This window comes from Rhodococcus sp. RDE2 (assembly GCF_020885655.1).
GTDB classification, from domain to species: Bacteria; Actinomycetota; Actinomycetes; order Mycobacteriales; family Mycobacteriaceae; genus Rhodococcus; species Rhodococcus pyridinivorans.
Map to the genome: position 1 here is coordinate 427,182 of NZ_AP025186.1, position 25,697 is coordinate 452,878.

The window sequence follows — 25,697 nt, forward strand, 5'->3', positions numbered from 1 at the left end:
GGAGTAATGGGGATGGTTCAGTGAGCACATCGGTCGGAGTGGAGGACGGGGGTTCCTCGCTCGTCGCAGGCGTTCCTCGCCGGCGCATCGTCGTCGCCAGCATGGTCGGCACGTCCATCGAGTTCTACGACTTCTACATCTATGCGACAGCCGCCGTCTCGGTCTTCCCGCACCTGTTCTTCCCGCAGGGCAACAGCACGACCGCGCTGCTCGCCTCCCTCGCGACCTTCGGTATCGCCTTCGTCGCCCGCCCGGTCGGATCCGTCCTCTTCGGACACTTCGGCGACCGCATCGGCCGCAAGGTCACCCTCGTCGGCTCACTCCTGACGATGGGCATCGCGACCTTCCTCATCGGCCTGCTGCCGACCTACCACCAGGCCGGACTCATCGCACCGGCCTTGCTGGCGCTCATGCGCTTCTGCCAGGGTCTGGGTCTCGGTGGGGAGTGGTCGGGGGCGGCGCTGCTCGCCACCGAGACGGCCGAACCCGGCAAGCGCGCCTGGGCGGCGATGTGGCCGCAGCTCGGCGCACCCATCGGCTTCATCGGCGCCAACGGCCTGTTCCTGATCATCACGTTGACGCTCGGCCACGACAACGGTGATCCCGACCTGTCGAGCGCCTTCCTCGAATGGGGCTGGCGCATCCCGTTCCTGCTCAGCGCCATCATGGTGATCATCGGTCTGTACGTCCGGCTCAAGCTCGAGGAGACGCCGGTCTTCGCCAAGGCCGTCGCCGAGGGCAAGAAGGTCAAGACGCCTCTCGCCGAGGTGTTCAAGACCAGCTGGCGGCAGCTGATCATCGGCACCTTCGTCATGCTCGCGACGTACACGCTCTTCTACATCATGACCACCTGGGTCCTGAGCTTCGGAACGGGCAAGACCCCCGCCGAAGGCGGCCACGGCGCCGGATTCCAGTACTCGGACTTCCTCGTGCTGCAGCTGGTCGCGGTGCTGTTCTTCGCCGCGGCCGTGCCCCTCGCCGGATGGCTCGCCGACCGCTACGGACGCCGCTCGACCCTGCTCGTCGTCACGGGCGCGATCATGGTGTTCGGCCTGTGCTTCCAGTTCCTGCTGTCGAGCGACGGCATGAGCTCCGGCCGCATGCTGTTCTTCCTCATCGTCGGCATGCTGCTCATGGGTCTGACCTTCGGGCCGCAGAGCGCGATCCTGCCCGAGCTGTTCCCGACGAACGTCCGCTACACCGGCTCCGGGATCTCCTACAACGTCTCGAGCATCCTCGGTGCCGCCGTCGCCCCGTTCATCGCGACCTGGCTCGCCACGAGCTACGGCGTCGGCTGGGTGGGCATCTACCTGCTCATCGCCGCGGCGACGACCTTCGTGGCGCTGCTCGTCGTCAAGGAGACGCGCGACCGGTCGCTCGACGAGGTGTAGTCAGTCGTACCGACCGCGAAAGGCCCCTCCCGGATCGATCCGGAAGGGGCCTTTCGCATCGTTCGGGACTACTTGCCGCGGATGGCGTCGAAGACGGCCGGATCGACGAGCGTCGAGGTGTCGCCGAGCTCGCGACCCTCGGCGACGTCGCGCAGCAGGCGGCGCATGATCTTGCCCGAGCGGGTCTTCGGCAGCTCCGGCACCACCGTGATCTGGCGTGGCTTGGCGATCGGGGAGATCTCCACCGCGACGTGATCGCGCAGTTCCTTGATGAGCGTGTCGCCGGTGTTCTCGACGTGCTCGCGCAGGATCACGAACGCGACGATGCCCTGACCGGTGGTCTCGTCCGCCGCGCCGACGACCGCGGCCTCGGCGATGGACGGGTGCGACACGAGCGCCGACTCGACCTCCGAGGTGGAGATGCGGTGACCGGAGACGTTCATGACGTCGTCGACGCGGCCGAGCACCCACAGCGCTCCGTCGTCGTCGTAACGCGCACCGTCGCCGGCGAAGTACCAGCCCTGATCCTCGTAGCGCGACCAGTAGGTCTCGCGGTAACGCTGGTCGTCGCCCCAGATGCCGCGCAGCATCGCCGGCCACGGCTGATCGAGCACCAGGTAGCCGTTACCGCCCGCGCCGAGCGGCTTGGCCTCGTCGTCGACGATCTTCGCCGAGATGCCGGGCAGCGGCGCCATCGCGGAGCCGGGCTTGGTGGCCGTGATGCCGGGCAACGGCGAGATCATGATCGCGCCGGTCTCGGTCTGCCACCAGGTGTCGACGATCGGTGCCGAATCCGCGCCGATGACCTCGCGGTACCACCGCCACGCCTCCGGATTGATCGGCTCGCCGACGCTGCCGAGCAGACGGATCGACGACAGATCGTGGGCGTCGGGGATCTCGCGACCCCACTTCATGAACGTGCGGATCAGCGTCGGGGCGGTGTAGTAGATCGACACCCCGTACTTCTCGATGATCTCGAAGTGCCGGTGCTCGTTCGGCGAGTTGGGGGTGCCCTCGTAGACGACCTGCGTGACGCCGTTGCTCAGCGGTCCGTAGACGATGTAGCTGTGACCGGTGACCCAGCCGATGTCGGCGGTGCACCAGTAGACGTCCTTGCCCGGCTTGTGGTCGAAGACGTAGTGGTGCGTGTACGACGCCTGGGTCAGGTAGCCACCCGAGGTGTGGATGATGCCCTTGGGCTTACCCGTGGTGCCCGAGGTGTACAGGATGAACAGCGGGTGCTCGGAGTCGAACGGCTGCGCCTCGTGCTCCGGCGACGCCTTCTCGACGGTCTCGTGCCACCAGAGGTCGCGTCCCTCGGTCCACTCGACGTCGATGCCGGTGCGCGCGACGACCAGCACGTGCTCGATCGACTTCGCGTCGGCGACGGCCTCGTCGGCGGCGGTCTTGAGTGGTGCGGCCTGGCCGCGGCGCCACTGGCCGTCGACCGTGACGAGCAGCTTGGCCTGCGCGTCGTCGATGCGCGACCGCAGCGCCGACGACGAGAAGCCGCCGAAGACCACCGAATGGGTCAGGCCGAGGCGCGCGCACGCGAGCATGGTGACGATGGCCTCGGGGATCATCGGCATGTAGATCGCGACGCGATCGCCGGCGACGAGGCCGAGCTCGGTGAAGGTGTTCGCAGCGCGGGAGACCTCGGCGAGGAGGTCGTTGTAGGTCAGCGACCGGCTGTCGCCGGGCTCGCCCTCGAAGTGGATGGCGACCCGATCGCCGTTACCGGCCTCGACGTGCCGGTCGACGCAGTTGTAGGCGACGTTGAGCTTGCCGCCGACGAACCACTTCGCGAACGGAGCGTTCGACCAGTCGAGCACTTCCGTCCAGGGCTCCGCCCAGTCGAGTCGTTTCGCCTGCTCGTCCCAGAATCCGAGCCGATCGGCGTCGGCCGCGGCCTGCAGTTCCGGACCGGCGTTGGCCGTGGCGGTGAACTCCGGGCTCGGCGGGTACGCCTTCGATTCGTGCTCCTGGGCTGCGCTCGTCATGATGCGGGGCCTCTTTCCGGGATGGTTCCATTCGGGCTCTTGTGAGCGTAATCATCTGTGACCGGCGCCGCACCGTTGCATCGATATGCAACCCCGTCACTTTCGCTCATCGGTCGAATTCGCGCGACGAACGGCATTCGGACGCGACCGGTGAACCTCTCGTCCGTCCACCGCATCCGCGCCGGTACCGTCGTCGACGTGACCGACCCTCTTCAGCCTCTCGTCGACCTTCCGGGCGTACGCGACGCCGCCGACCGTGCCCGCGACGCGCTCGCAGAGGTGCATCGTCATCGAACCAATCGGCGTGGCTGGGCGAACACCGCCGCGGAGGCGTCGGTGCGGGCCGCCCGCGCCTCGGCGTCGATCGACGGCGGGTCGATGGAACTTCCGCAGCCGGGGGAGAGCGGCGACCCGATCCTGGCCGGAGCGCTGCGGGTTGCGCAGTCGCTGGACGGCGACGCGCTCGGCAACATGGTCGCGACGTGGCGACGTGCCCCGCTGCAGGCGCTCGCCCGCCTGCACCTGCTTGCCGCCGCGGATCTGGTGGAGGACGCCGAGGAACTGGGTCGTCCGCGGACGGAACCGGGGGTCGCCGAGCGTCTCGACGGGCTCGCGCAACTCGTCACCGGCGGGACGAACGCGCCGGCGCCGGTTCTCGCGGCGGTCGTGCACGGTGAACTGTCCGTTCTGAAGCCCTTCGGTGTCGCCGACGGCATCGTCGCGCGGGCCGCGTCCCGGCTCGTGTGCGTCGCGTCCGGACTCGACACGCGCAATCTGGGCGTACCCGAGGTCCACTGGATGCGCCGGCTGCAGGCCTACCGCGACGGGGTCGCCGGATTCGGGGCGGGAACCGTGGAGGGCGTCGGCGGCTGGGTGCTCTTCTGCTGCGGGTCGCTCGAGGCCGGGGCTCGGGAGGCCGGCTCGATCGCCGAGGCGTTCGCCGGCTGAGTGCCGGGTGGGGCTTCGCCGGCCGAACCGAGTCCGAGGCGCGAAACCCCCTGCACGCGAAAGCGGGTGGCATATCGATCGAGATCGATTCCGCCACCCGCTAGCACGGGCGGTCCGAGTTACCATGCGTGCTGAAATGGGTTGTGATTCAACGGCCTCGGCGATGATCCGGGTATCGTCGATTCGTCCTCGCAACGGGTGCGGGGAACTCGTCTTCGAAAATCCGGAACTCGCAGGCCCACAACACTCGTGCCCTTATAGTGGCATCGGCTTCGCGTGGGTACTCGGTGTCCGTGCTGGGAAGAACAGTCGGGAGATCGAATCTTCTCTTCCGATTCGGTCTTGGCCTTCCGTCCTTCCGTAACTCCTTTCTACCCCGTCCGCGAGATGTCGGCAAGCCCCCCCGCGGCAATGCTTCGTTTTCGATCTCGCGGCGAGTGACCCTGAGTGTCAACGCATCCGGCGCTTGGCCAGTCGACGGGTGGCACCCAGTATCAGTGCGGTCGCGCCGAGGGTGGCGGCGAGCGTCGCCAGGGCACGCGGCGACGGACGGGCGCGACGTCCGAGCGGTACCGGGCGAGCGAAAGTGAGCACGGGCCAACCGTTTTCGGTCGCCGCTCGGCGCAGTGGGCGGTCGGGGTTGACCGCGCGCGGATTGCCGACCTCGAGCAACATCGGCAGGTCGGTGGCCGAATCGGAGTACGCGTAGCTGCGGGAGAGGTCGTAGCCGTACTGCTCGGCGAGCTCGCGGATCGCGACCGCCTTCGCCTCCCCGAAACAGTAGAACTCGAGCTCGCCGGCGTACCGGCCGTCGACGATCCGCATCCGGCTCCCCGTGCTGTGGGAGGCACCGAGTGTCCGGGCGATCGGAGTCACCACCTCCTGGCCCGACGCGGACACGATGATCACGTCGTGACCGCGGGCCCGATGATCGGCGATCAGATCCTTCGCCTCCGCGTAGACGAGCGGTGTCACGACGTCCTGCAGGGTCTTCTCGACGATCGATCCGACCTGCTCGACATCCCATCCCTTGCACATGTGCGCGATGTGTTCGCGCATCCGGTCCACCCGGGCCTGATCGGCCGCCGACAACAGGTAGAGCAGCTGGGCGTAGGTGCTCTGCAGCACGGCCCGGCGGCTGAGGAGACCCTCCTCGAAGAACGGCCGGGTGAACGCCAGCACGCTCGACTTGGCGATGACGGTCTTGTCGAGATCGAAGAACGCTGCGATGCGAGCCGAGTCCGGTGAGTCCCCCGTCGACGGGGCCGGTCGGGACGGGTTCACGGACGTGTCGGTCACGATCACCACAATAGGGGCGCGCCGCGCCGGTGTTTGAAGTTGCAAGCAGTCACGCCTAACGGTGTACTATCGCGAATGCCCGGGTCGATACTCGGGTTGTGTTTAGCCCGACCCCCCGGGGCTGAACGCAGACGGCCCTCGCCTCCTCCCCCCTGGCGAGGGCTGTCGCTTTGTATGAGGTCCTTTCCCACACGTCTTCGTACTGTCTTCTACACCCGCCGACCTGCGCACAGGTACGACGAGGGTGTGCACGGCCGGGTTGTCCACAGGCCCCCGATCCATCCACAGACGTGGCTTCCGAGGCCGTTTCCGCGACACTCACGACTCCGCAGCCGGGCAGCCTGTCGGGCATGAACGACATCCTCGGACTGGTCGACGATCCCGCGCTGCTCGCCGACCTCCGTCGCGTGGTCGCGGCGGCCGACCGCACACTGCACGAGATGTCCGTGCCGGTGCCCCGCAGGGCGTGGACCGACGCGGCGATCGTCGTCGTCGACGCGTCCGCGGCAGCGGCATGTGCGGCCGGATATCCCCGCCGCCCCGGCGTGATCCTCGTGTGCAGCGAAACGGCCGGACTGGCGGACTGGCAGGCCGCCGCGACCGTCGGCGCCGAACACGTCCTCGCCCTCCCGTCCGAGGAGGTGGAACTGCTCTCGATCGTCGCGTCCGCCGACGAACCCTCCAGCGGTACCGGCACCGTCCTCGCGGTCGTCGGAGGATGCGGGGGAGCGGGCGCGTCGACCTTCGCCGCCGCGCTGGCCTGGGCCGCGGGGCACGACGAACGACGCGACACCCTGCTCGTCGACGCGGATCCGTTCGGCGCGGGACTCGACGTCCTCACCGGTCTCGAGGAGCGTCCCGGAGTGCGGTGGTCCGGTCTCACCGTCGACGGCGGACGGGTCTCCGCGCGTGCCCTGCGCGACGCCGTGCCCGTGTGGGCATCCGGGGTGGGTGTCCTGTCCACCGACCGTGAGAACACCGATCGGCTCACCCCCGTCGCCGCAGAATCCGTCGTCGACGGGGTGCGCGGAGCGGGAGCCATCGTCGTCTGCGATGTGGGGCGCAGTTTCGACCCCGTCGCCGACGTGGTGATCGCACTGGCCGACCTCACCGTCGTCGTCGTGCCGGCCCGGATCGGCGCGGTGCTCTCCGCTGCCCGGGTCGCCCGCACGCTCGCGGCGCGGGGCGAGCCGGCCGGAGTCGTCGTCCGCGGACCTGCACCGGGCGGCCTGCGGGCCGTCGACGTGGCCGACGCCGTGGGCCTGGAGGTGCTCACCTCGATGCGTCCCGAGCCGGGCCTGACCGAGATGCTCGAACGTGGAGGGCTGCGGCTGCGGCCGCGCTCACCGTTGCTCGGTGCGGCGCACGACGTGCTGGCGGCCGTCGGGGCCGACCGCGACGGCCCGGGACGTGCGGCATGACCGGGATCCTCGGGGACGACCTCCTCGCGCGGGTCCGCGACCGGCTGGCCGACGAGACCGGTGAGCTCACGTCGGCCCGCGTCGCTGCGGCCCTGCGCGCGGAATCCGGGGGAGTGCTCGGGGACTCCGATCTGCTTGCGGCACTGCGACATCTGCAGACCGAACTGACCGGCGCGGGTCCGCTCGAGGATCTGCTGGCAGACCCGGCGGTGACCGACGTGCTCGTCACCGCTCCCGACCGTGTCTGGGTGGATCGCGGCAACGGGCTGCACCTCACCGAGGTCACCTTCCCCGACGAGGCAGCGGTCAGACGACTCGCGCAGCGACTGGCACTGTTCGCCGGGCGTCGACTCGACGACGCCCAGATGTGGGTCGACGGCAGACTGCCCGGGCACGGTGAGTTCGGCGTCCGATTGCACGCGGTGCTCTCCCCGGTCGCGCAGGCCGGGACGTGCCTGTCGCTGCGGGTGCTGCGACCCGCGACCCAGGGGCTCGAGTCGCTGCGGGATCGCGGTGCGATCTCCGAGGCCGCCTACCGGTTGCTGCTCCGCATCGTCCGCGCGCGCCTGGCCTTCCTCGTCGTGGGCGGTACGGGTGCGGGCAAGACGACGATGCTCGCGGCGCTGCTCGGCGCGGTGGACCCGACCGAACGCATCGTCTGTGTCGAGGACGCCGCCGAACTGGTCCCGGCCCACCCGCACGTGGTGCGCCTCGTGGCACGGGCACCCAACGTGGAGGGCGTCGGCGAGGTCACCGTCCGCGATCTCGTGCGGCAGGCGCTGCGGATGCGCCCGGACCGCATCGTCATCGGCGAGGTGAGAGGCGCCGAGGTCGTCGATCTCCTGACCGCGCTGAACACGGGTCACGACGGTGGTGCCGGGACCGTGCACGCCAATTCGCCCGACGAGGTGCCCGCGCGACTCGAGGCCCTCGCCGCGCTCGGCGGTCTCGACCGGGCGGCGCTGCACAGCCAGCTCGTCGCAGCGGTGCAGGTGATCCTGCACGTCCACCGGGGCAGCGACGGAGTGCGCCGTCTCGTGGGGATCGGTGTGGTCGAGCGGGACCCCGTCGCGGGCGTGATCGTCACACCCGCGTGGACCCACGACAAGGGCGACGAGCACGGCATGGATGCCCTCGAGCGGATCCTGCGTCGACGGGACACACCGTGAACGCGACGCTCCTGTGCCTCGCGGCGGCGCTGTTCGTCCTGCCCTCGTCCTCGGCCCGCCGTCGACTGCGACGCGGGGTGCCCGACGCGGCGCCGCGCCCGATACCGCGCGCCCTCGTCGTCGGGGTGATGGTCGTCGTGCTCGCGACGGTTGTGGTGTGGGCGGGAATCACGCCGGCCGTGGCCGGCGCGACCGTCACGATGACCGCGGTGTGGCGTCGCCGAGCTCGGCGACGCGCTGCGGAGCTCGATCGGCAGCGACGGATGTTGCTGTCGGGACTCGACACCGTGATCGCCGATCTGCGGGTGGGGACGCATCCTGCCGACGCGTGCGAGACGGCGGCCCGCGAGACGGCCGGGCCCGTCGCCGGTGCCTTCCGGGTCGCTGCGGCCCGGGCGCGACTCGGCGGGTCGGCGGCACACGGACTACGTTCGGCCGCAGCATCGTCGGACGGTGGGGGTGTCGCCGACAGTCTGGGTCGTGTCGCCGATGCGTGGGCCGTCTCCGACCGCCACGGTCTCGCTCTCGCCGAACTGCTCGGGGCCGCGCGGGTCGATCTCGCCGCGCGTATGCGGATCCGTGCCCGTACGGAGGCCGGTCTCGCCGGCGCGCGGGCCACGGCGACGGTCCTGGCGGGACTGCCGGTGCTCGGGGTGGGACTCGGGCAACTCATGGGCGCTGCTCCACTCGGCATCCTTCTCGCCGGCGGTCTCGGCGGCGTCATGCTCGTGGTCGGCACGGCGCTGGTCTGTGCGGGTCTGCTGTGGACGGACCGGATCGCGGCACGGGTGGGGACATGAGCGCGACGTGGACGGTGTTGCTGGGAGCGGCCTCTCTCGTCGTCGCACCGACCCCTCGTGGAACCACCCGCGTGTTCTCCACGAGAACCCTTGCTGCCGCAGCGGATACAACTACACCCGAGACCGACCCGCACGCGCTTCCCGCCGCCTTCGATCTCTTCGCGGCGTGCCTGCGCGCAGGGATGCCCGCCGGCTCTGCGGCGCGGGTCGTCGCGGAGTCCGCTCCACCCGACCTCGCGGCGGCGTTGCGGAGAGGCGCCGACCGACTGGCGCTCGGAGCCGATCCGGCCGATGCGTGGGGAGGTTCGGGAGCGGTCGACGCGCTGGACGATTTCGCCCGCGCGGCACGGCGATCCGCGAAATCCGGTGCGCCCCTGTCGGACACCGTCGCCGAACTCGCGGTCCGGCATCGCGCCGAGACGGAGGACCGGGTGGCCGCCGAGATCGATCGGGCCGGAGTACTCGTGAGCGGGCCGCTCGGTCTGTGTTTTCTACCCGCTTTCGTGTGCCTGGGCATCGTGCCGGTCGTCGTCGGCCTGGCGCGGGACGTCCTGGGTGCGGGGCTGATGTGAACGTCGGCGCGGACGGTCCGCGCCGCACGGATAGGAGGGACGGAAGATGGAGAAACGAACACCGGACGCAGGGCTCGCACGTGGCCTGCGTGGTCGTCTCGGCGGGCTCGTCGTGCAGGACGACGGCATGTCGACGGCGGAATATGCGATCGGGACCATTGCGGCGGCGGCTTTCGGGGCGGTGCTGTACACCGTGGTGACCGGCGATTCGATCGTGTCCGCGCTGACGGGCATCGTCGAGCGTGCCCTGAACACGGCGGTGTGACGCCGACGCATGCGAAAGATGCTCGGACGACGCTGGTTACGCGCCTTCGTTCGTGAGGACGTAGGCGGGGTCACCGTCGAAGCGGCTCTGGCCGTCGCAAGCCTGGTCACGGTGCTCGTGCTGTGCCTCGGTGCGGTGCTGGGCATCGCGTACCAGGTGCGGTGCCATGACGCCGCCCGTGAAGCCGCCCGCCTCGCCGCGCGGGGAGACCAGGCGAGGGCGGTCGAGGTGGCCACGCGAGTCGCGCCTCCGGACGCACGCGTGGCGGTACGCGAGGAGGGAGATCTGATCGTGGCGGTCGTGACCGCGGAGAGCCCGCTGCTCCCGTTGCTGACTCTCACGGCCGAGACGGTGGCGGTGCGCGAGCCGGAAGGAACCCGATGAGGTCGGGCCCGTCCCTCCTCGGCGACGACGGGAGCGCGAGTGTGATCGGCTGCGCCGTGATGGCCGGCCTCATCGCGATCACGGCCACGTTGCTGCACGTCGGGTCGGTCGTCGTCGCACGTCATCGTGCGCAGGCGGCAGCCGACCTGGCGGCGGTGGCGGTCGCCTCGGCGCTGGACCGCGGGGTCGTGCAGGCCTGCGAGGCGAGCGAGGTGATCACCACGCGGATGCGAGTGCGATTGCGGCGCTGCGAGATCGACGAGTGGGACGCGGTCGTCGAGGTTACCGCTGCGGTGTCGGCCCTCTTCGGCGGTAAGGAGGCGACGGCCGTCGCGCGAGCCGGTCCTGCCCGATGAGGCCCGTCGGCGGGTCGCTCGCGGCCGTATCCAGCGGATTCGCGCTCGTTGCTTACCTGTGCTTATTATGTGTGACGGTCGTCATAGACGATTGTGGACACAGTGGTGGTGGACGAAGCAATTCCGGTTCCCGGTCGGGCAGCGGTAAGGGGTGCGGGAGCGGATGTAGTGCGGGGATGAGGGTCGGTTCCGTGGTCGGAACCCTTTCACATCGACGTATCCGGCAGGCGACGTGTGTTCCTGTCCGATTACGAAGGTATTTCGTTCGTTCTTTTCCGGTCCCCCGATCGGGGACGCCGCGTGACGGACTCTCGAAGTGTGTCTAGAGTCCTCCGACATTCCGGGCTGCACATCGTTCGCACTGTGGCCCACACCGACACCGCGGACCATCGCGGCCTGCGCGGACGGCGACCCCGTCCCGCGGGAACTGAGGGAGGATCGATCTTGAGGGTCAAGCGCGTAATCGCGGCCGTGTCGGCAGGCTTCGTGGCTGCCGGCCTGCTCGCGGCATGTGGGGGCGGCAGTGCTTCCGGTGCCGAGGGCGTCTACAGCCTGCACATCATGCAGCCCGAGAACCCGCTGGTTCCGGGCAACACCACCGAGAGCGAGGGCAATCAGGTCCTCAAGTCGCTGTTCACGCCGTTGGTGCGCTACAACGACGAGACCAGCGAGGTGGAGTACACCGGCGTCGCGAAATCGGTCGAGTCCGAGGACCAGATGACCTGGACCATCGAACTGAACGAGGGCTGGACGTTCCACGACGGAACTCCCGTCACCGCGAAGTCGTATGTCGACGCGTGGAACTACACCGCTCTGAGCACCAACGCGTACGGCGCCTCGTACTTCTTCGAGAACGTCAAGGGATACGACGAGCTGCAGGCCGCCGACGGTGCCGAGCCCGCCGCGACCACCATGTCGGGCCTCGAGGCCGTGAACGACACGACGATCTCCGTCGAGCTGAAGGAACCGTTCGCGATCTTCCCGGTCACCCTCGGGTACACCGCGTTCTACCCTCTGCCCGAGGTGTTCTTCGACGACCCCGAGGCGTTCGGTCGCCGTCCGATCGGCAACGGCCCGTTCAAGGCCGACGAGGACTTCGTCGACGGTCAGGGCTTCACCGTGACCAAGTACGAGGACTACGCCGGCGACAACCCGGCGCAGGCCGAGGGCGTGCAGTTCAAGGTCTACACCGAGCTGACCACCGCCTTCACCGACGTCCAGGCGGGCGGCCTCGACGTGCTGCTGGATCTGCCGCCGGACGCCTGGGCCACCGCCCGCGACCAGTTCGGTGATCGCTACGTCGAGCGCGCCCGCCCCGACATCACCGCGCTCTCGTTCCCGACCTACGACGAGCGTTTCGCCGATCCCCGTGTCCGCGAAGCATTCTCGATGGCGATCGATCGTCAGGCCATCACTACGGCCATCTTCACCGACACCCGCACGCCGGCGGCCTCCTTCGGGTCGCCCGTCGTCGAGGGCTACCGCGAGGACGCCTGCGGCGCCAAGTGCGAGCTGAACGTCGAGCAGGCCAACAAGCTTCTCGACGAGGCCGGCTTCGATCGCAGTCGGCCGGTCGATCTGTGGTTCAACGCCGGAGCCGGGCACGACCAGTGGATGACCGCGATCGGCAACCAGTTCCGCAGCAACCTCGGTGTCGAGTACGTGCTTCGCGGCGACCTGCAGTTCGCGCAGTACCTGCCGCTGCAGGACGACAAGGGCATGACCGGTCCGTTCCGGATGGGCTGGATCATGGACTACCCGTCGCTGTACAACTTCCTGGCGCCCGTCTACAGCACGGCCGCGATGCCGCCGGCCGGGTCGAACATGACCTTCTACAGCAACCCCGAGTTCGACGCGGCCCTGTCGGCCGGTAACAACGCCGACACCCTCGACGACGCCACGGTGGAGTACCAGCGTGCCGAGGACATCCTGTTCCGCGACATGCCCGCCACGCCGCTCTTCTACGGACTGAACCAGGCCGTGACGAGCGACCGGGTCGACAACGTGAAGATCGACGCGTTCGGAGACATCGTGACCGAAGAGGTCACGGTCGGCTGAGTGACGAGTGGTGGGGTGTCCCGCGCAGACGGGACACCCCACCACCCGCGTAGGACGTTCTGTTCCGTATAGGAGAACCCAGTGGGTCGCTTCATCACGCGCCGATTGCTGCTGACCGTTCCGGTCCTGATCGGCGCCTCGTTCCTCATCTTCGCGATGGTCTACGCCCTTCCGGGCGATCCCATTCGCGCGCTGGCGGGCGATCGCCCGCTCGCTCCCGCTGTCGTGGCGCAGCTCCGCGCCCAGTACAACCTGGACGATCCGTTCTTCGTCCAGTACATCAAGTACGTCGGTGGACTGTTCCAGGGCGACTTCGGATCCGACTTCTCCGGTAGGCCGGTGCTGGACACCATCTCGCAGCGCTTGCCGGTCACCATCCAGCTGACCGCGGTGGCCGTGGTCTTCGAGATTCTCATCGGTGTCACGGCCGGTGTGCTCGCAGCGCTGCGCCGCAATTCCTTCTTCGACAACCTCGTGCTCGTCTCGTCGACGCTGCTCGTCTCGATCCCGGTGTTCGTCCTCGGCTTCGTCTCGCAGTACGTCCTGGGATACAAGCTGGGTCTGTTCCCGATCGCCGGTATCAACGACGGCTGGTACAGCTACCTGTTGCCCGGCCTGGTGCTCGCATCCCTGTCGATGGCCTACGTGGCGCGACTGACGCGCACCGCGGTCTCGGAGTCGATGGCGGCCGACTACATCCGCACCGCCCGTTCCAAGGGCGTCGGATACAGCCGCATCGTGACCCGGCATGCCTTGCGCAACAGCCTCATCCCGGTCGTGACGTTCATCGGTGCCGACATCGGCGCGTTGCTCGGCGGCGCGATCATCACCGAGTCGGTGTTCAACATTCCCGGGCTCGGCCGCGCCATCTTCGACGCTGTGCAGAACCAGGAAGGTGCAGTGGTCGTCGGCATCGTCACGCTGATGGTCTTCTTCTACATCTTCTTCAATCTCGTCGTGGACGTGCTGTACGCCTTCCTCGACCCACGGATCAGATACGAGTAGTGGTGATGGATTCCAATAACGCCGAGGCCGCCCGCCAGCACGCCGTGCAGGAAGGCGAGCCGGGAAATGTCGTGACCGGTGAGGCCGTCGAACTCGTCGGCCAGGCGAGTCTGTGGGGCAACGCGTGGAAGAAGCTGCGCCGCAGCGCGTTCTTCTGGTTCGGAGCTGTCATCACCATCGTCCTCGTCGCGATGGCGGTGGTGCCGCAGGTGTTCGCCCGCGGGATCGATCCGCGGGCCTGCGACCTGTCGGACACCCGCCTCCCGCCGAGCGCACAGCACTGGTTCGGAACCGATCTGCAGGGTTGTGACTACTACGCCAACGTCGTCTACGGCGCCCGCGTGTCGCTGTCCATCGGTCTGCTGGCAGTCATCGGCGTGCTGGTCATCGGCATCCTGATCGGTTCGCTGGCAGGATATTTCGGAGGAATCCTCGACAGTGTGCTGGCGCGGTTCACCGATGTCTTCTTCGGCATCCCGCTCCTGCTCGGCGCGCTCGTGCTGCTGACCGTGACCAGCGAGAGGACGGCCCTGACGGTCGCGATGGCGCTGATCGCCTTCGGCTGGATGACCGCGATGCGTCTGGTGCGGTCGTCGGTCATCGCCGTCAAGGGCAGCGAGTACGTCCAGGCGGCGCAGGTGCTCGGCGCGTCGACCTTCCGCATCCTCGTCCGGCACATCCTCCCGAACGCCCTGACCCCGGTACTGGTCTACGCCACCGTGGCCGTCGGTACGTTCATCGCGGCCGAGGCAGCGCTGTCGTATCTCGGTATCGGCCTGCAGATGCCGGCCATGTCCTGGGGTCTGCAGATCAATCTGGGCCAGAACTATCTCTCCACCTCGCCGCATCTGGTGCTGTTCCCGGCAGGCTTCCTGTCGGTCACGGTGCTGGCCTTCATTCTCATGGGTGATGCGTTGCGCGATGCGCTCGACCCGAAACGGAGCTGACGCAATGAGTCTCGATATGCGTGAGAAGACCACCCCCGGTGCCCCGATCCTGCAGGTCTCCGGTCTGACCATCGATTTCGAGGTGGACCGGACCTGGCGGACCGCCGTGCGCGACGTCTCGTTCGAGGTGGCACGCGGAGAGATCGTGGCGATCGTCGGCGAATCCGGTTCGGGCAAGTCCACGACCGCCATGGCAGTACCGGGTCTGCTCGCCGACAACAGCAGGGTCGACGGCAGCATCGCCCTCGGTGGACGCGAGCTCGCCGGCCTGACGGAACGCGAGCTGAACTCGGTGCGCGGCAAGGACATCGCCGTGATCTTCCAGGAGCCGATGACGGCTCTCAATCCCGTCTACACGATCGGGTGGCAGATCACCGAGGCCATCCGCGCGCACGCCGACGTGACGAAGACCGAGGCGAAGGAGCGCGTGATCGAGCTGCTGCGTCTCGTCGACATGCCCGAGCCCGAGAAGCGCGTCGGCTACTACCCGCACCAGCTCTCCGGCGGTCAGCGTCAACGCGCGATGATCGCGCAGGCGCTGGCCTCGGAGCCGTCGGTGCTCATCGCCGACGAACCCACCACGGCCCTCGACGTGACGGTGCAGGCGGAGATCCTGCAGCTCATGCGCGACCTGCGCGAGCGGGTGGACGCGGCGATCGTGCTCATCACGCACGACATGGGTGTCGTCGCCGACATGGCCGACCGCATCATCGTCATGCGCAACGGCGCGATCGTCGAGCAGGGGACGTCGGAGCGGATCTTCGGCACGCCGGAGCACGCCTACACCCGCGAACTGCTCGCCTCGGTGCCTCACCTCGGCTCGCGCGCCGGTGAGACGGGTGCCGACGACACTCCGGACGTGCAGCACGCGCTCCGGCTCGTCGACGCGGTGATCGAGTACCCCGGTGCCCGACGCAACAGCGGCTTCCGCGCCGTGGACGGGGTCGGTCTCGACATCGAACCGGGCGAGGTCGTCGGACTCGTCGGCGAGTCGGGCTCGGGTAAGTCGACCATCGGCAAGGCCGCGGTCGGCCTTGTCGGATTGCACTCGGGTTCGTTGTCCGTCGGCGGTGTCGACATCACGAACATGTCGGCGCGCGACCTGCGTCCCGTGCGCCGCAACATCGGCATCGTCTTCCAGGATCCGGGTTCGTCGCTCAATCCGCGGTGGCCGATCGGGCAGTCCATCGCTGAGCCGATGCTGCTGCACACCGAGATGGACCGCACGCAGCGGGACAAGAAGGTCGAAGAACTCCTCGATCAGGTGCATCTGTCCCGCGACATGCGCAACCGCTATCCGCACCAGCTCTCCGGCGGACAGCGTCAGCGGGTGGGCATCGCGCGGGCACTCGCGCTCGAACCGACACTGCTGATCGCGGACGAACCCACCTCTGCGCTGGACGTGTCGGTGCAAGCCAAGGTGCTCGAGCTGTTCCGGGAACTGCAACGTGAGTACGGCTTCGCGTGCCTGTTCATCAGCCACGATCTGGCCGTCGTCGAGGTGCTCGCCCGTCGCATCGCCGTGATGCGCGCCGGCAAACTCGTCGAGTTCGACCGGACCGATCGCATCCTGCGCTCGCCGTCCGATCCGTACACCAAGCGGCTGCTGGCGGCCGTTCCCGTCCCGGATCCGGCCGAGCAGGCGCGGCGGCGCGAGGAGCGTGCCGCGCTGCTGGCCGCCGAACGGGCCGAGGCCGGCGGCGCGCCGGTGGCCTGATTCGGCGTCGCGCCGGTGGCCTGATTCGGCGTCGCGCCGGTGGCCTGAGTCGGCGTCGCGCCGGTGGCCTGAGCCGGCGTCATCCTCCGATCGCAGCGAGGACGGCATCGAGGACGGCGACCGCCCCGGCCTTGTCGAGCGGATCGTTGCCGTTCCCGCACTTGGGGGAGTACACGCACGAGGGGCATCCGGCGGCGCACTCACAGGCCGCGACCGCATCGCGGGTCGCGGTGAGCCACTTGGTGATCCGGTGGTATCCGCGTTCGGCGAATCCGGCACCGCCGGGCTGTCCGTCGTAGACGAAGACGGTGGGCAGCCCGGTGTCGGGGTGCAGATCGGTGGAGACACCGCCGATGTCGCCGCGATCGCACGTCGCGAGCAGGGGGAGCAGACCGATCGCGGCGTGCTCGGCGGCGTGGAGTGCGCCGGGCACGCGATCGGGGGTCACGCCGATCCGGTCGAGCAGGTCGGGGTCGATCGTGTACATCACCGCGCGGGTGTCGAGCGTGTGCTCGGGCATGTCGAGGGGGATCTGGTCGAGCACCTCTCCGGACGGCAGGCGGCGCAGATAGCCGACCACCCGGTGCGTCACCTCGACCCCCACGGACGCGACGGTGACGGGTCCGAACTCGCGGTGTTCGTCGACGGAGATGCAGCAGATGTCGGTGATCTCGCGTGCACTCGTCGACCATTCCGGGTCCTCGGCGTGCACGAGGGCGATGCCGTCCTCGAGATACAACTCGTCGACGACGAAGGTTTCGCCCTGGTGCAGGTGCACCGCTCCGGGATGGACGGTCGCGGGCGCGCGGGCGGCGTCGACGGTGCCGAGCATGCGACCGGTGTCGCCCTCCACGATCGAGACCTGGTGGCCGATCCCGCCGCGGATCTCGACCTCGCCGTGCGGTTGCGTTCCCGGGGTGACGAACCAGCCGTGCGGCCGGCGCCGGATCAGTCCCTGCTCCGCGAGGGCCGTGAGGACGTCGAGCGCGCCGAACTCCTCGACCTCGGCGTCGCTGAGCGGTAGTTCCGATGCGGCGCAGAGGAGTTGGGGTCCGAGCACGTACGGATTGTTCGGGTCGGTGACCGTCGCCTCGACCGGCCGGTCGAGCAGTGCCTCCGGATGGTGCACGAGGTAGGTGTCGAGCGGATCGTCCCGGGCGACCAGCACGACGAGCGAACCCTGCCCGCGGCGACCCGCGCGACCGCCCTGCTGACGGAAGGACGCGACCGTGCCCGGGAATCCGGCGACGATCACCGCGTCCAGACCGGCGATGTCCACTCCCAGTTCGAGGGCGTTGGTGCTGGCGACGCCGAGCAGACGACCGTCGGACAGAGCGGCCTCGAGATCGCGCCGATCCTCGGCGAGGTAGCCCGCCCGGTAGGCCGCCACCCGGTCGACGAGATCGGGTGCCGCCTCGGCGAGAAGCCGGCGTGCACCCATGGCCGTGAGCTCGGCGCCGTGACGCGACCGCACGAACGCCAGGGTGCGGGCACCTTCGACGACGAGGTCGGCGAGAAGACGCGCGGCCTCGGTGCCGGCGGCCCGTCGCACCGGTGCGCCGTGTTCACCCGTGAGTTCGCGCAGCAGGGGCGGTTCCCACATCGCGACCGTGCGGGGGCCGTGCGGTGAACCGTCCTCGGTGACCTCGCGGCAGGGTGCCCCGATGAGGCGGGACGCCGCTGCCCCCGGTTCGGCGGTCGTCGCGGAGGCGAGGACGAAGACGGGGTCGGCGCCGTACCGGCGGGCCACGCGCCGGAGCCGACGCAGGATCAGTGCGACGTGCGAGCCGAACACGCCTCGATAGGAGTGGCATTCGTCGACGACGACGTACCGCAGGTGCCGCCACAGCCGGGCCCATCGCGCGTGGGCGGGCAGCAGTGACAGGTGCAGCATGTCGGGATTGGTGAAGATCCAGCGCGAGTGCCGGCGCGTCCACTGGCGGATCTCGGTGGAGGTGTCGCCGTCGTAGGCGCACGCGCACACGGACGACAACGCGTCGATGTCGGAGGTCAGTTCGGTGACCGCGCGCAGCTGGTCGGCGCCGAGGGCCTTGGTGGGCGACAGGTACAGGGCGGTGGCGTGCGGGTCGTCGGCGAGCGCGCTCAGGACGGGCAGTTGGTAGGCGATCGACTTGCCCGATGCGGTTCCGGTGGACACCACCACGTTCTCCCCGCCGGCCGCGATGTCGGCGGCGCTCGCCTGGTGGTGCCAGGGACGCTCGACACCCTGTGCGCGGAAGGCCCGGACGACCTCCTCGTGCGCCCATTGCGGCCAGTCGCTGTGGTGGGCGGGCCGGGCCGGGATCTCCGCGACGTGGGTCAGCGGTGACTCGCCCGTCGGGGTTCCGGCGAGGAGACGGTCGAGCAGCTCGCGACCGTAGGTGGGGGCGGTGGCGTCGCCGCTGTGGAGGAAGGGCGAGCCGGTCACGCAGTACTCCGCTGGGTGGGACGAGGTGTCTGTCGGAAACGTCTGTGGATAGAAGTGTGCCGGATACGGGGAGGCCGTGTCGGATGCGGGAGACCCGGGTCCGGGACGAGTGGGGCCGCAGTGGACTCCCGTAACATGGCAGCAACAGCTACCCGTGGGTAATGCTACCGAGACATGAACAAGATCAGGGAATTGGCACGTTTGTGCCCATTCCTACTGTTGCGCGTGCCCAGAACGTGATTGACTGACACCCGGTCGCAGCTTCTGTGTTCGTAGACTTGGAAAAGTGCACGCTCGCAGGATCGATGGTTGCGAGCGCGGTGCTTTAGCTCTTCCAACGGGGGACTCGAGAAGTACAGCGGTCGGAACCGGGACCTGGCGGATCGCGTACCCGGCGGTTCGTCGAATCCGGTGTTAGAAAGAGAAGGAAAAGCATGGCACAGGGCACTGTGAAGTGGTTCAACGCGGAGAAGGGCTTCGGCTTCATCGCTCCTGAGGACGGCTCCGCCGACGTGTTCGTTCACTACTCCGAGATCCAGGGTTCCGGCTTCCGCACCCTCGAGGAGAACCAGCGAGTCGAGTTCGAGGTCGGTCAGGGCACCAAGGGCCCGCAGGCCACCGGCGTGCGCGCACTCTGATCCACCCGCTCGAGCGAGCAACCGGGCAAGGTCAACCACCTCGCCCGATCGTCCCCCGTCGCCTCAGGTGATGGGGGACGATGCATTTTCCGGGACGTGTGCGCGAACCGGTCGTGCGACCTCGCCGCCCCGTCGCGCTCACGGAGCCGGGAGAGGAGGACCCGTGAGTCAACTGTCCTTCTTCGGGGCCGACACGATGCCGCCGGCCCTGGCCGACCTGAGCGGCCTGCTCGCGGCACACGGACGTGCGCGGCTCACCGACGACGGCGCGGTGCTGACCGTGGAGGTCGACGCCGAGTGGCGCGCCCGCGCGATCGCGCAGCTCGTGACCGACACGGGAATCGGGGCGGAGATCGTCGCCGACGGCGAGCTGTTCACCGTCAGCACGTCCGCCGACGCCGCTCTCGTCCCGCTCGCGACCCAGTGGAGCAGCGACGACGGCAAGATGGTTCCGACCGGCTGGGTCCCGTCCTCGCGGGCCCAGCGGGCGTGGTTCCTCGCGTCCGGTCGCATGGAGGTCGAGGGAGCACAGTATGTTCTCGGTCTGGACCCGACGGCTCCCGACACCCATGCGACCCTGGCGCAGGCGCTCATGCGCGCCGGCATCGCACCGACCCTGATCGGTACGCACGGCACCGGTGGGCCGGGGTTGAGGATCTCCGGCCGGAGGCGTCTGACGAGGCTCGTCGAGAACATCGGTGCACCTCCGGACGCCGACGCGGCACGCCGGATCTGGCCGCATGTGGAACCGGGTGATCATCACTTGTGAAGAGCCGTTCCCCGAGGATGTGCGACCCTGTGTGTGGCCGCGTCTGGGGAACGGGTCGGTATACATGTCTTCGAACAAGGCGACATGTCGGCAATGAGGGAAGGTGCGGGCGGCACGGTGGCAGCACGGGAGAAGAGCACTGCGGGCGGTTCGTCGGGCACGCGTCGGCTCGTGATCGTCGAGTCCCCGACCAAGGCGAGGAAGATCGCCCCCTACCTCGGCCGCGACTACGTCGTCGAGGCATCGGTCGGTCACATCCGCGACCTGCCGCGCGGCGCCGCGGACGTCCCCGCCAAGTACAAGGGCGAGTCGTGGGCGCGCCTCGGTGTCGACGTCGATCACGACTTCGAACCGCTCTACGTCGTCAGCGCCGACAAGAAGACCAAGGTCTCGGAGCTGAAGAGCCTGCTCAAGGACGCCGACGAGCTCTACCTCGCCACCGACCCCGACCGCGAGGGCGAGGCCATCGCCTGGCACCTGCTCGAGACCCTGAAGCCCAAGGTGCCGGTCCGGCGCATGGTCTTCCACGAGATCACCGAGCCCGCCATCCGCGCGGCCGCCGAGAACACCCGCGACCTCGACAACGACCTGGTCGATGCGCAGGAGACCCGCCGCATCCTCGACCGTCTCTACGGCTACGAGGTCAGCCCCGTGCTGTGGAAGAAGGTCATGCCCCGTCTGTCGGCGGGTCGTGTGCAGTCGGTGGCGACCCGCGTGATCGTGCAGCGCGAACGCGAGCGCATGGCGTTCAAGTCCGCCGAGTACTGGGACATCGCGGCCACGATGGACGCCGGTGCCGACGCGAGCCCCCGTTCGTTCGGTGCCCGCCTGGTCAACGTCGACGGTTCCCGCGTCGCCTCGGGCCGCGACTTCGGGCCCGACGGGAACCTGAAGTCGAACGGTGTCGTCGTCCTCGACGAGGACCGTGCCCGCCGCCTCGCAGAGGCACTCGCCGGTGTCGCGCTGACGGTGTCGTCGGCCGAGAGCAAGCCGTACACCCGCAAGCCCTACGCGCCGTTCATGACGTCGACGCTGCAGCAGGAGGCGGGCCGCAAGCTGCGGTTCTCGTCCGAGCGCACGATGCGCACCGCGCAGCGTCTGTACGAGAACGGCTACATCACCTACATGCGTACCGACTCGACGACGCTGTCCGAGTCGGCGATCGCGGCGGCCCGCGCACAGGCCACTCAGCTGTACGGCGCCGAGTTCGTCCATCCGACGCCGCGCCAGTACACCCGCAAGGTCAAGAACGCGCAGGAAGCACACGAGGCGATCCGTCCCGCCGGCGACGTCTTCGCGACCCCGGGTGAGCTGCACGCGCGCCTCGACGGCGACGAGTTCAAGCTCTACGAGCTCATCTGGCAGCGCACCGTCGCCTCCCAGATGGCCGACGCGCGGGGCACGACGCTGACGCTGCGCATCACCGGCACCGCGGGCACCGGCGAGGAGTGCACCTTCTCGTCGTCGGGCCGCACCATCACGTTCCCGGGCTTCCTCAAGGCGTACGTCGAGAGCGTCGACGAGGAGGCCGGCGGTCAGTCGGACGACGCGGAGTCGCGCCTGCCGAACCTGTCCGAGGGCGCGTCGGTCACCGCGACGAAGCTCGATCCGGACGGTCACTCCACCAACCCGCCCGCCCGGTACACCGAGGCGAGCCTGATCAAGACGCTCGAAGAGCTCGGGATCGGTCGCCCCTCGACCTACGCGTCGATCATCAAGACCATCCTCGACCGCGGTTACGTCTACAAGCGCGGCAGTGCGCTCGTCCCGTCGTGGGTGGCGTTCGCCGTCATCGGCCTGCTCGAGGCGCACTTCGCCCAGCTCGTCGACTACGACTTCACGGCCGGGATGGAGGACGATCTCGACGAGATCGCCTCGGGTCACCGGCAGCGCACCGACTGGCTGACGCGGTTCTACTTCGGCAGCGACGACGGTCACGAGGAGTCGGTCGCCCGCAAGGGTGGTCTGAAGAAGCTGGTGGGGGAGAACCTCGAGGACATCGACGCCCGCGAGATCAACTCCATCCGCCTGTTCGACGACTCCGAGGGTCGCGAGATCCACGTGCGCGTGGGCCGCTTCGGTCCGTACCTCGAACGGATGGTCACCGACCCCGACAACCCCGACGCCGAGCCGACCTCGCAGCGCGCGAACCTGCCCGATGACCTGCCGCCGGACGAGCTCACCCTCGAGTACGCCGAGAAGCTCTTCTCGACGCCGCAGGAGGGACGTGTCCTCGGTGTCGATCCGTCGACCGGCTACGAGATCGTCGCGCGGGAGGGTCGCTTCGGTCCCTACGTGACCGAGCTGATCCCCGATCCGACACCCGAGCCCGAACCGGAGCCGGACGTCACGCCCATCCCCGTCGAGGAACTCGGCTCGGAGGGAGACGGCGGCACGAAGACCGCCACCAAGAAGGCCGTCGCCAAGAAGACGGCGAAGAAGGCTCCCGCCAAGAAGGCCGCGAAGAAGACCGGCCCGAAGCCGCGCACGGGTTCGCTGTTCAAGACGATGGACCTGTCCACGGTCACCCTGGACGACGCCCTGAAACTGCTGTCGCTGCCGCGCGTGGTGGGTGTCGATCCGGAGTCCGGCGACGAGATCACCGCTCAGAACGGCCGCTATGGTCCGTACCTGAAGAAGGGCACCGACTCGCGGTCGCTCGCGAACGAGGAACAGATCTTCACCGTCACCCTCGAGGAAGCGCTGAAGATCTACGCCGAGCCGAAGCGCCGCGGCCGGCAGGCCGCCGCCACGCCGCCGCTGCGCGAGCTGGGCACCGACCCGGTCAGCGGCAAGCAGATGGTGATCAAGGACGGCCGGTTCGGTCCGTACGTCACCGACGGTGAGACGAACGCGAGCCTGCGCAAGGGCGACGAGGTCGAGTCCATCACCGACGAGCGGGCGTCCGAACTGCTCGCCGACCGTCGGGCGCGTGGTCCGGCCAAGAAGACCGCGAAGAAGACGGCAGCGAAGAAGACGGCCGCCAAGAAGACCACCGCCAAGAAGACGGCAGCGAAGAAGACGGCCGCCAAGAAGACCACCGCCAAGAAGACGGCGGCGAAGAAGACGACGAAGAAGACCGCCGCGAAGAAGACGACGGACTGACGGTTCCCGTCGGCGTACGCGGATAACCTCACGGTGTGTACCGCGAACTGCCGTCGGGGATCCCCGGCGTCACACTGTGGCGGTCCGAGCCGTCCGGTGCCCGCGTGGGCGGAACCCACGTGCTGCCGGACGGATGCATGGACCTCATCCGGCACGCCGACGGCTTCCTCGTCGCCGGCCCGGACACGACGTCCCAGTTCTCCGATCTGGCGGCGGATCGACCGCTGACGGCCGTCCGGTTCGAACCCGGCCTGGGGCCGCGGTTCTTCGGCGTCGACGCGAGCGAGCTGACCGATCGACGGGTTCCGCTCGACGATCTGTGGCCGTCACGTCGTGTGCGTCTCCTCGCGGTTCGAGCCGAGGACGATCCCGTCGCTGCGCTGGTCGACGCCGTCCGAGGCGCGGTCGACGAACACGATCCGATGGCCGACCTCGCGCGGGCGCTGGCCTCCGGCGCGGCCGTCACGGAAGTCGCCGCGATCCTCGGCTGGAGCGACAGGACACTGCGGCGTCGCTCGGTCCGGGCCTACGGATACGGACCGAAGACGTTGTCGCGGGTACTGCGCTTCCGTCGGGCGGTCGCGCGTGCCCGGGCCGGCGACGACTTCGCCCGTGTCGCGGCCGACTGCGGGTACAGCGACCAGGCGCATCTGGCCCGGGACGTTCGTGCGCTGTCGGGTGTCACCCTCGGTGAGCTCGTCCGGAGTCATCCCGGGAGCGCGGCGAACAGGTCGAGGCTGTGGCCGTCCGGATCCATCGCGCTCGCGTAGCGCTGTCCCCAGAATGCGTCCCAGGGTGCCTTCGTCGACGTGCACCCGGCCTCGATCAACGCCGCAAGTGTCTCGTCGACCGCGTCGGGGGAGCCACAGTCGAAGGCGAGCGCCGTCCCGCCTCCGGACGACGGCTCGAACTCCGGATCGAAGCTGCGGACGGACTCGACGGTGTCCCACATCAGGCGCAGACCACCGGGGAGAGTGACCTCGAAGTGCGGTACCTCAGGTGCGTCGGTGGGCAGGTCGAGGCCGAGCACTCGATAGCACGCGAAGGACCGATCGAGATCGGCGACGACGAGCCCCACAGCGGAGAAATGAATGGTCATGGCCCGACGGTAGGACCGAGCACGTGTGGCCGTCTTGAACGTTTCGGACACGTGATCCGGACCCGTCGGACCCGGTCGTTAGGCTGAGCGCATGCCCGGGGTCTTCGATCGTCTCGTCGGTCAACGTGATGTCGAGACCGAACTCGTCGCGGCCGCAGTAGCTGCCCGTCGGGGCGACACCGGATCGGCGATGACGCACTCGTGGCTGTTCACCGGTCCTCCCGGGTCCGGTCGCTCGGTCGCGGCGCTGTGTTTCGCCGCCGCCCTGCAGTGCACCGACGAGGAGACTCCCGGCTGCGGGCGATGCCACGCCTGCACCACCACGATGGCCGGCACCCACGGCGACGTACGGCGGGTCGTGCCCGAGGGGCTGACGATCAGCGTCAAGTCGATGCGCGACATCGTGCAGGTCGCGTCGCGGCGTCCCAGCACGGGCCGATGGCAGGTCGTGGTGATCGAGGACGCCGACCGTCTCACCGAAGGCGCCGCGAACGCGTTGCTGAAGGTGGTCGAGGAACCGCCGCAGCGAACGGTCTTCCTCCTGTGCGCGCCGTCGGTCGATCCCGAGGACATCTCGGTGACGCTGCGCTCGCGCTGCCGTCACATCGGGTTGGTCACTCCCAGCGCCGATGCAATCGCGCGCGTCCTGGAGGCCACCGACGGCATCGATCCGAAGACGGCGCAGTGGGCCGCATCCGTCAGCGCAGGCCACGTCGGCCGGGCCCGACGGTTGGCCACCGACGAGGGCGCCCGCGACAACCGGGCACGTGCGCTCGCTGTCGCCGGCGCGGTCCTGCGCCCCGCCACCACCTACTCCGCAGCCGATGACCTCGGCCGCAGCGCCGAGACCGAGGCTAAGGAGATCAGTGCGGAGCGCGATGAGCGTGAGACCGAGGAGCTGAAGACCGCTCTCGGTGCCGGCGGTACCGGCAAGGGTGCCGCGGGTGCGCTTCGCGGTTCGGCCGGGGTCCTCAAGGAACTCGAACGCACCCAGAAGTCGCGGAAGACGCGAACCGAGCGCGACATCATGGACCGAGCCCTGATCGATCTCGCCGGTCTGTACCGGGATGCACTGGTGCACGCCTTCGGATCGCAGGTCACGCTCAACCATCCGGACATGTCGGATCGTGCGGCCGACCTCGCATCGAGGACCCGGCCGGAGTCGCTGCTCGAATGCATCGAGGCCATCCTCGACTGCCGGGAGGCGCTCGCCCAGAACGTCAAACCCCGCTTCGCCCTCGCGGCGCTCGCAGCCCGGTTGAGCTCGGCGTTCCGGTAGCCGAAGTGCCGGTTTGCGTCGGGGTGGGGGTAGTCCGCTAGACTTCG

General features: G+C 68.9%; 22 protein-coding genes. 18 read left to right on the forward strand and 4 right to left on the reverse strand.

Annotated features, from left to right (window positions below):
* The first annotated feature begins 20 nt into the window (after nucleotides 1-20).
* A complete protein-coding gene (locus LPH33_RS01990) occupies nucleotides 21-1,391 on the forward strand; it encodes an MFS transporter (protein WP_229566877.1) in 1,371 nt (456 codons plus the stop codon).
* A 68-nt stretch (nucleotides 1,392-1,459) separates the two neighbouring features.
* Here the strand turns inward: LPH33_RS01990 and acs are convergent, their stop codons facing one another.
* Entirely contained in the window at nucleotides 1,460-3,391 is a 1,932-nt protein-coding gene (gene acs, locus LPH33_RS01995) for an acetate--CoA ligase (RefSeq protein ID WP_016693237.1), read from the reverse strand.
* 198 nt (nucleotides 3,392-3,589) lie between these two features.
* Between acs and LPH33_RS02000 the strand changes: the two genes are divergently transcribed.
* Entirely contained in the window at nucleotides 3,590-4,339 is a 750-nt protein-coding gene (locus LPH33_RS02000) for a hypothetical protein (protein WP_026061360.1), read from the forward strand.
* 450 nt (nucleotides 4,340-4,789) lie between these two features.
* Here the strand turns inward: LPH33_RS02000 and LPH33_RS02005 are convergent, their stop codons facing one another.
* Entirely contained in the window at nucleotides 4,790-5,644 is an 855-nt protein-coding gene (locus LPH33_RS02005; RefSeq protein WP_420714472.1) for an HAD family hydrolase, read from the reverse strand.
* Nucleotides 5,645-5,988: 344 nt separating this feature from the next.
* Here LPH33_RS02005 and ssd point away from each other — a divergent pair, with 344 nt between their 5' ends.
* From ssd to LPH33_RS02060, 11 genes are all read left to right on the forward strand, one after another.
* On the forward strand, nucleotides 5,989-7,059 hold the full coding sequence (gene ssd, locus LPH33_RS02010) for a septum site-determining protein Ssd (RefSeq protein ID WP_229566879.1): 1,071 nt from the start codon (nucleotides 5,989-5,991) through the stop codon (nucleotides 7,057-7,059).
* Entirely contained in the window at nucleotides 7,056-8,228 is a 1,173-nt protein-coding gene (locus LPH33_RS02015; RefSeq protein WP_088898790.1) for a TadA family conjugal transfer-associated ATPase, read from the forward strand. The genes ssd and LPH33_RS02015 overlap by 4 nt, the downstream gene beginning before the upstream one ends.
* Nucleotides 8,225-9,028 carry a type II secretion system F family protein gene (locus LPH33_RS02020; RefSeq protein ID WP_229566881.1) on the forward strand — a complete coding sequence of 268 codons (804 nt, stop codon included), beginning with the start codon at nucleotides 8,225-8,227 and terminating at the stop codon, nucleotides 9,026-9,028. The genes LPH33_RS02015 and LPH33_RS02020 overlap by 4 nt, the downstream gene beginning before the upstream one ends.
* The gene (locus LPH33_RS02025) at nucleotides 9,025-9,600 is read left to right on the forward strand and encodes a type II secretion system F family protein (protein ID WP_229566882.1); all 576 of its coding nucleotides are present in this window, start codon (nucleotides 9,025-9,027) and stop codon (nucleotides 9,598-9,600) included. Before LPH33_RS02020 ends, LPH33_RS02025 begins: the two co-directional genes overlap by 4 nt.
* Nucleotides 9,601-9,646: 46 nt before the next feature.
* Entirely contained in the window at nucleotides 9,647-9,865 is a 219-nt protein-coding gene (locus LPH33_RS02030) for a DUF4244 domain-containing protein (protein ID WP_229566884.1), read from the forward strand.
* A gap of 9 nt (nucleotides 9,866-9,874) precedes the next feature.
* Nucleotides 9,875-10,249: a TadE family type IV pilus minor pilin gene (locus LPH33_RS02035; protein WP_229566885.1), complete on the forward strand. Its 375-nt coding sequence runs from the start codon at nucleotides 9,875-9,877 to the stop codon at nucleotides 10,247-10,249.
* Nucleotides 10,246-10,605 carry an Rv3654c family TadE-like protein gene (locus tag LPH33_RS02040; protein ID WP_229566887.1) on the forward strand — a complete coding sequence of 120 codons (360 nt, stop codon included), beginning with the start codon at nucleotides 10,246-10,248 and terminating at the stop codon, nucleotides 10,603-10,605. Before LPH33_RS02035 ends, LPH33_RS02040 begins: the two co-directional genes overlap by 4 nt.
* Nucleotides 10,606-11,049: 444 nt before the next feature.
* Nucleotides 11,050-12,663, forward strand: a complete 1,614-nt coding sequence (locus tag LPH33_RS02045; RefSeq protein WP_229566888.1) for a peptide ABC transporter substrate-binding protein — start codon at nucleotides 11,050-11,052, stop codon at nucleotides 12,661-12,663.
* A gap of 81 nt (nucleotides 12,664-12,744) precedes the next feature.
* On the forward strand, nucleotides 12,745-13,668 hold the full coding sequence (locus LPH33_RS02050; protein WP_016693248.1) for an ABC transporter permease: 924 nt from the start codon (nucleotides 12,745-12,747) through the stop codon (nucleotides 13,666-13,668).
* Complete coding sequence (locus LPH33_RS02055) at nucleotides 13,668-14,615, forward strand: ABC transporter permease (protein ID WP_088898784.1); 948 nt, start codon at nucleotides 13,668-13,670, stop codon at nucleotides 14,613-14,615. Before LPH33_RS02050 ends, LPH33_RS02055 begins: the two co-directional genes overlap by 1 nt.
* A gap of 16 nt (nucleotides 14,616-14,631) precedes the next feature.
* On the forward strand, nucleotides 14,632-16,332 hold the full coding sequence (locus LPH33_RS02060; RefSeq protein ID WP_088898840.1) for an ABC transporter ATP-binding protein: 1,701 nt from the start codon (nucleotides 14,632-14,634) through the stop codon (nucleotides 16,330-16,332).
* 79 nt (nucleotides 16,333-16,411) lie between these two features.
* Here the strand turns inward: LPH33_RS02060 and LPH33_RS02065 are convergent, their stop codons facing one another.
* The gene (locus LPH33_RS02065) at nucleotides 16,412-18,760 is read right to left on the reverse strand and encodes a DEAD/DEAH box helicase (RefSeq protein WP_229566892.1); all 2,349 of its coding nucleotides are present in this window, start codon (nucleotides 18,758-18,760) and stop codon (nucleotides 16,412-16,414) included.
* 434 nt (nucleotides 18,761-19,194) lie between these two features.
* On the opposite strand from LPH33_RS02065, the gene LPH33_RS02070 reads away from it, so the two are divergent.
* From LPH33_RS02070 to LPH33_RS02085, 4 genes are all read left to right on the forward strand, one after another.
* Nucleotides 19,195-19,398, forward strand: a complete 204-nt coding sequence (locus LPH33_RS02070; RefSeq protein ID WP_003935252.1) for a cold-shock protein — start codon at nucleotides 19,195-19,197, stop codon at nucleotides 19,396-19,398.
* A gap of 163 nt (nucleotides 19,399-19,561) precedes the next feature.
* Entirely contained in the window at nucleotides 19,562-20,167 is a 606-nt protein-coding gene (locus tag LPH33_RS02075; protein ID WP_088898782.1) for a hypothetical protein, read from the forward strand.
* Nucleotides 20,168-20,260: 93 nt separating this feature from the next.
* Complete coding sequence (gene topA / locus LPH33_RS02080) at nucleotides 20,261-23,272, forward strand: type I DNA topoisomerase (RefSeq protein WP_229566893.1); 3,012 nt, start codon at nucleotides 20,261-20,263, stop codon at nucleotides 23,270-23,272.
* A gap of 35 nt (nucleotides 23,273-23,307) precedes the next feature.
* Nucleotides 23,308-24,042, forward strand: a complete 735-nt coding sequence (locus tag LPH33_RS02085; protein ID WP_229566895.1) for a helix-turn-helix domain-containing protein — start codon at nucleotides 23,308-23,310, stop codon at nucleotides 24,040-24,042.
* Here the strand turns inward: LPH33_RS02085 and LPH33_RS02090 are convergent.
* The gene (locus LPH33_RS02090) at nucleotides 23,979-24,371 is read right to left on the reverse strand and encodes a VOC family protein (RefSeq protein ID WP_026061367.1); all 393 of its coding nucleotides are present in this window, start codon (nucleotides 24,369-24,371) and stop codon (nucleotides 23,979-23,981) included. The genes LPH33_RS02085 and LPH33_RS02090 overlap by 64 nt on opposite strands.
* A gap of 91 nt (nucleotides 24,372-24,462) precedes the next feature.
* On the opposite strand from LPH33_RS02090, the gene LPH33_RS02095 reads away from it, so the two are divergent.
* Nucleotides 24,463-25,650, forward strand: a complete 1,188-nt coding sequence (locus LPH33_RS02095; RefSeq protein WP_016693256.1) for a DNA polymerase III subunit delta' — start codon at nucleotides 24,463-24,465, stop codon at nucleotides 25,648-25,650.
* The last annotated feature ends 47 nt before the right edge of the window (nucleotides 25,651-25,697 follow it).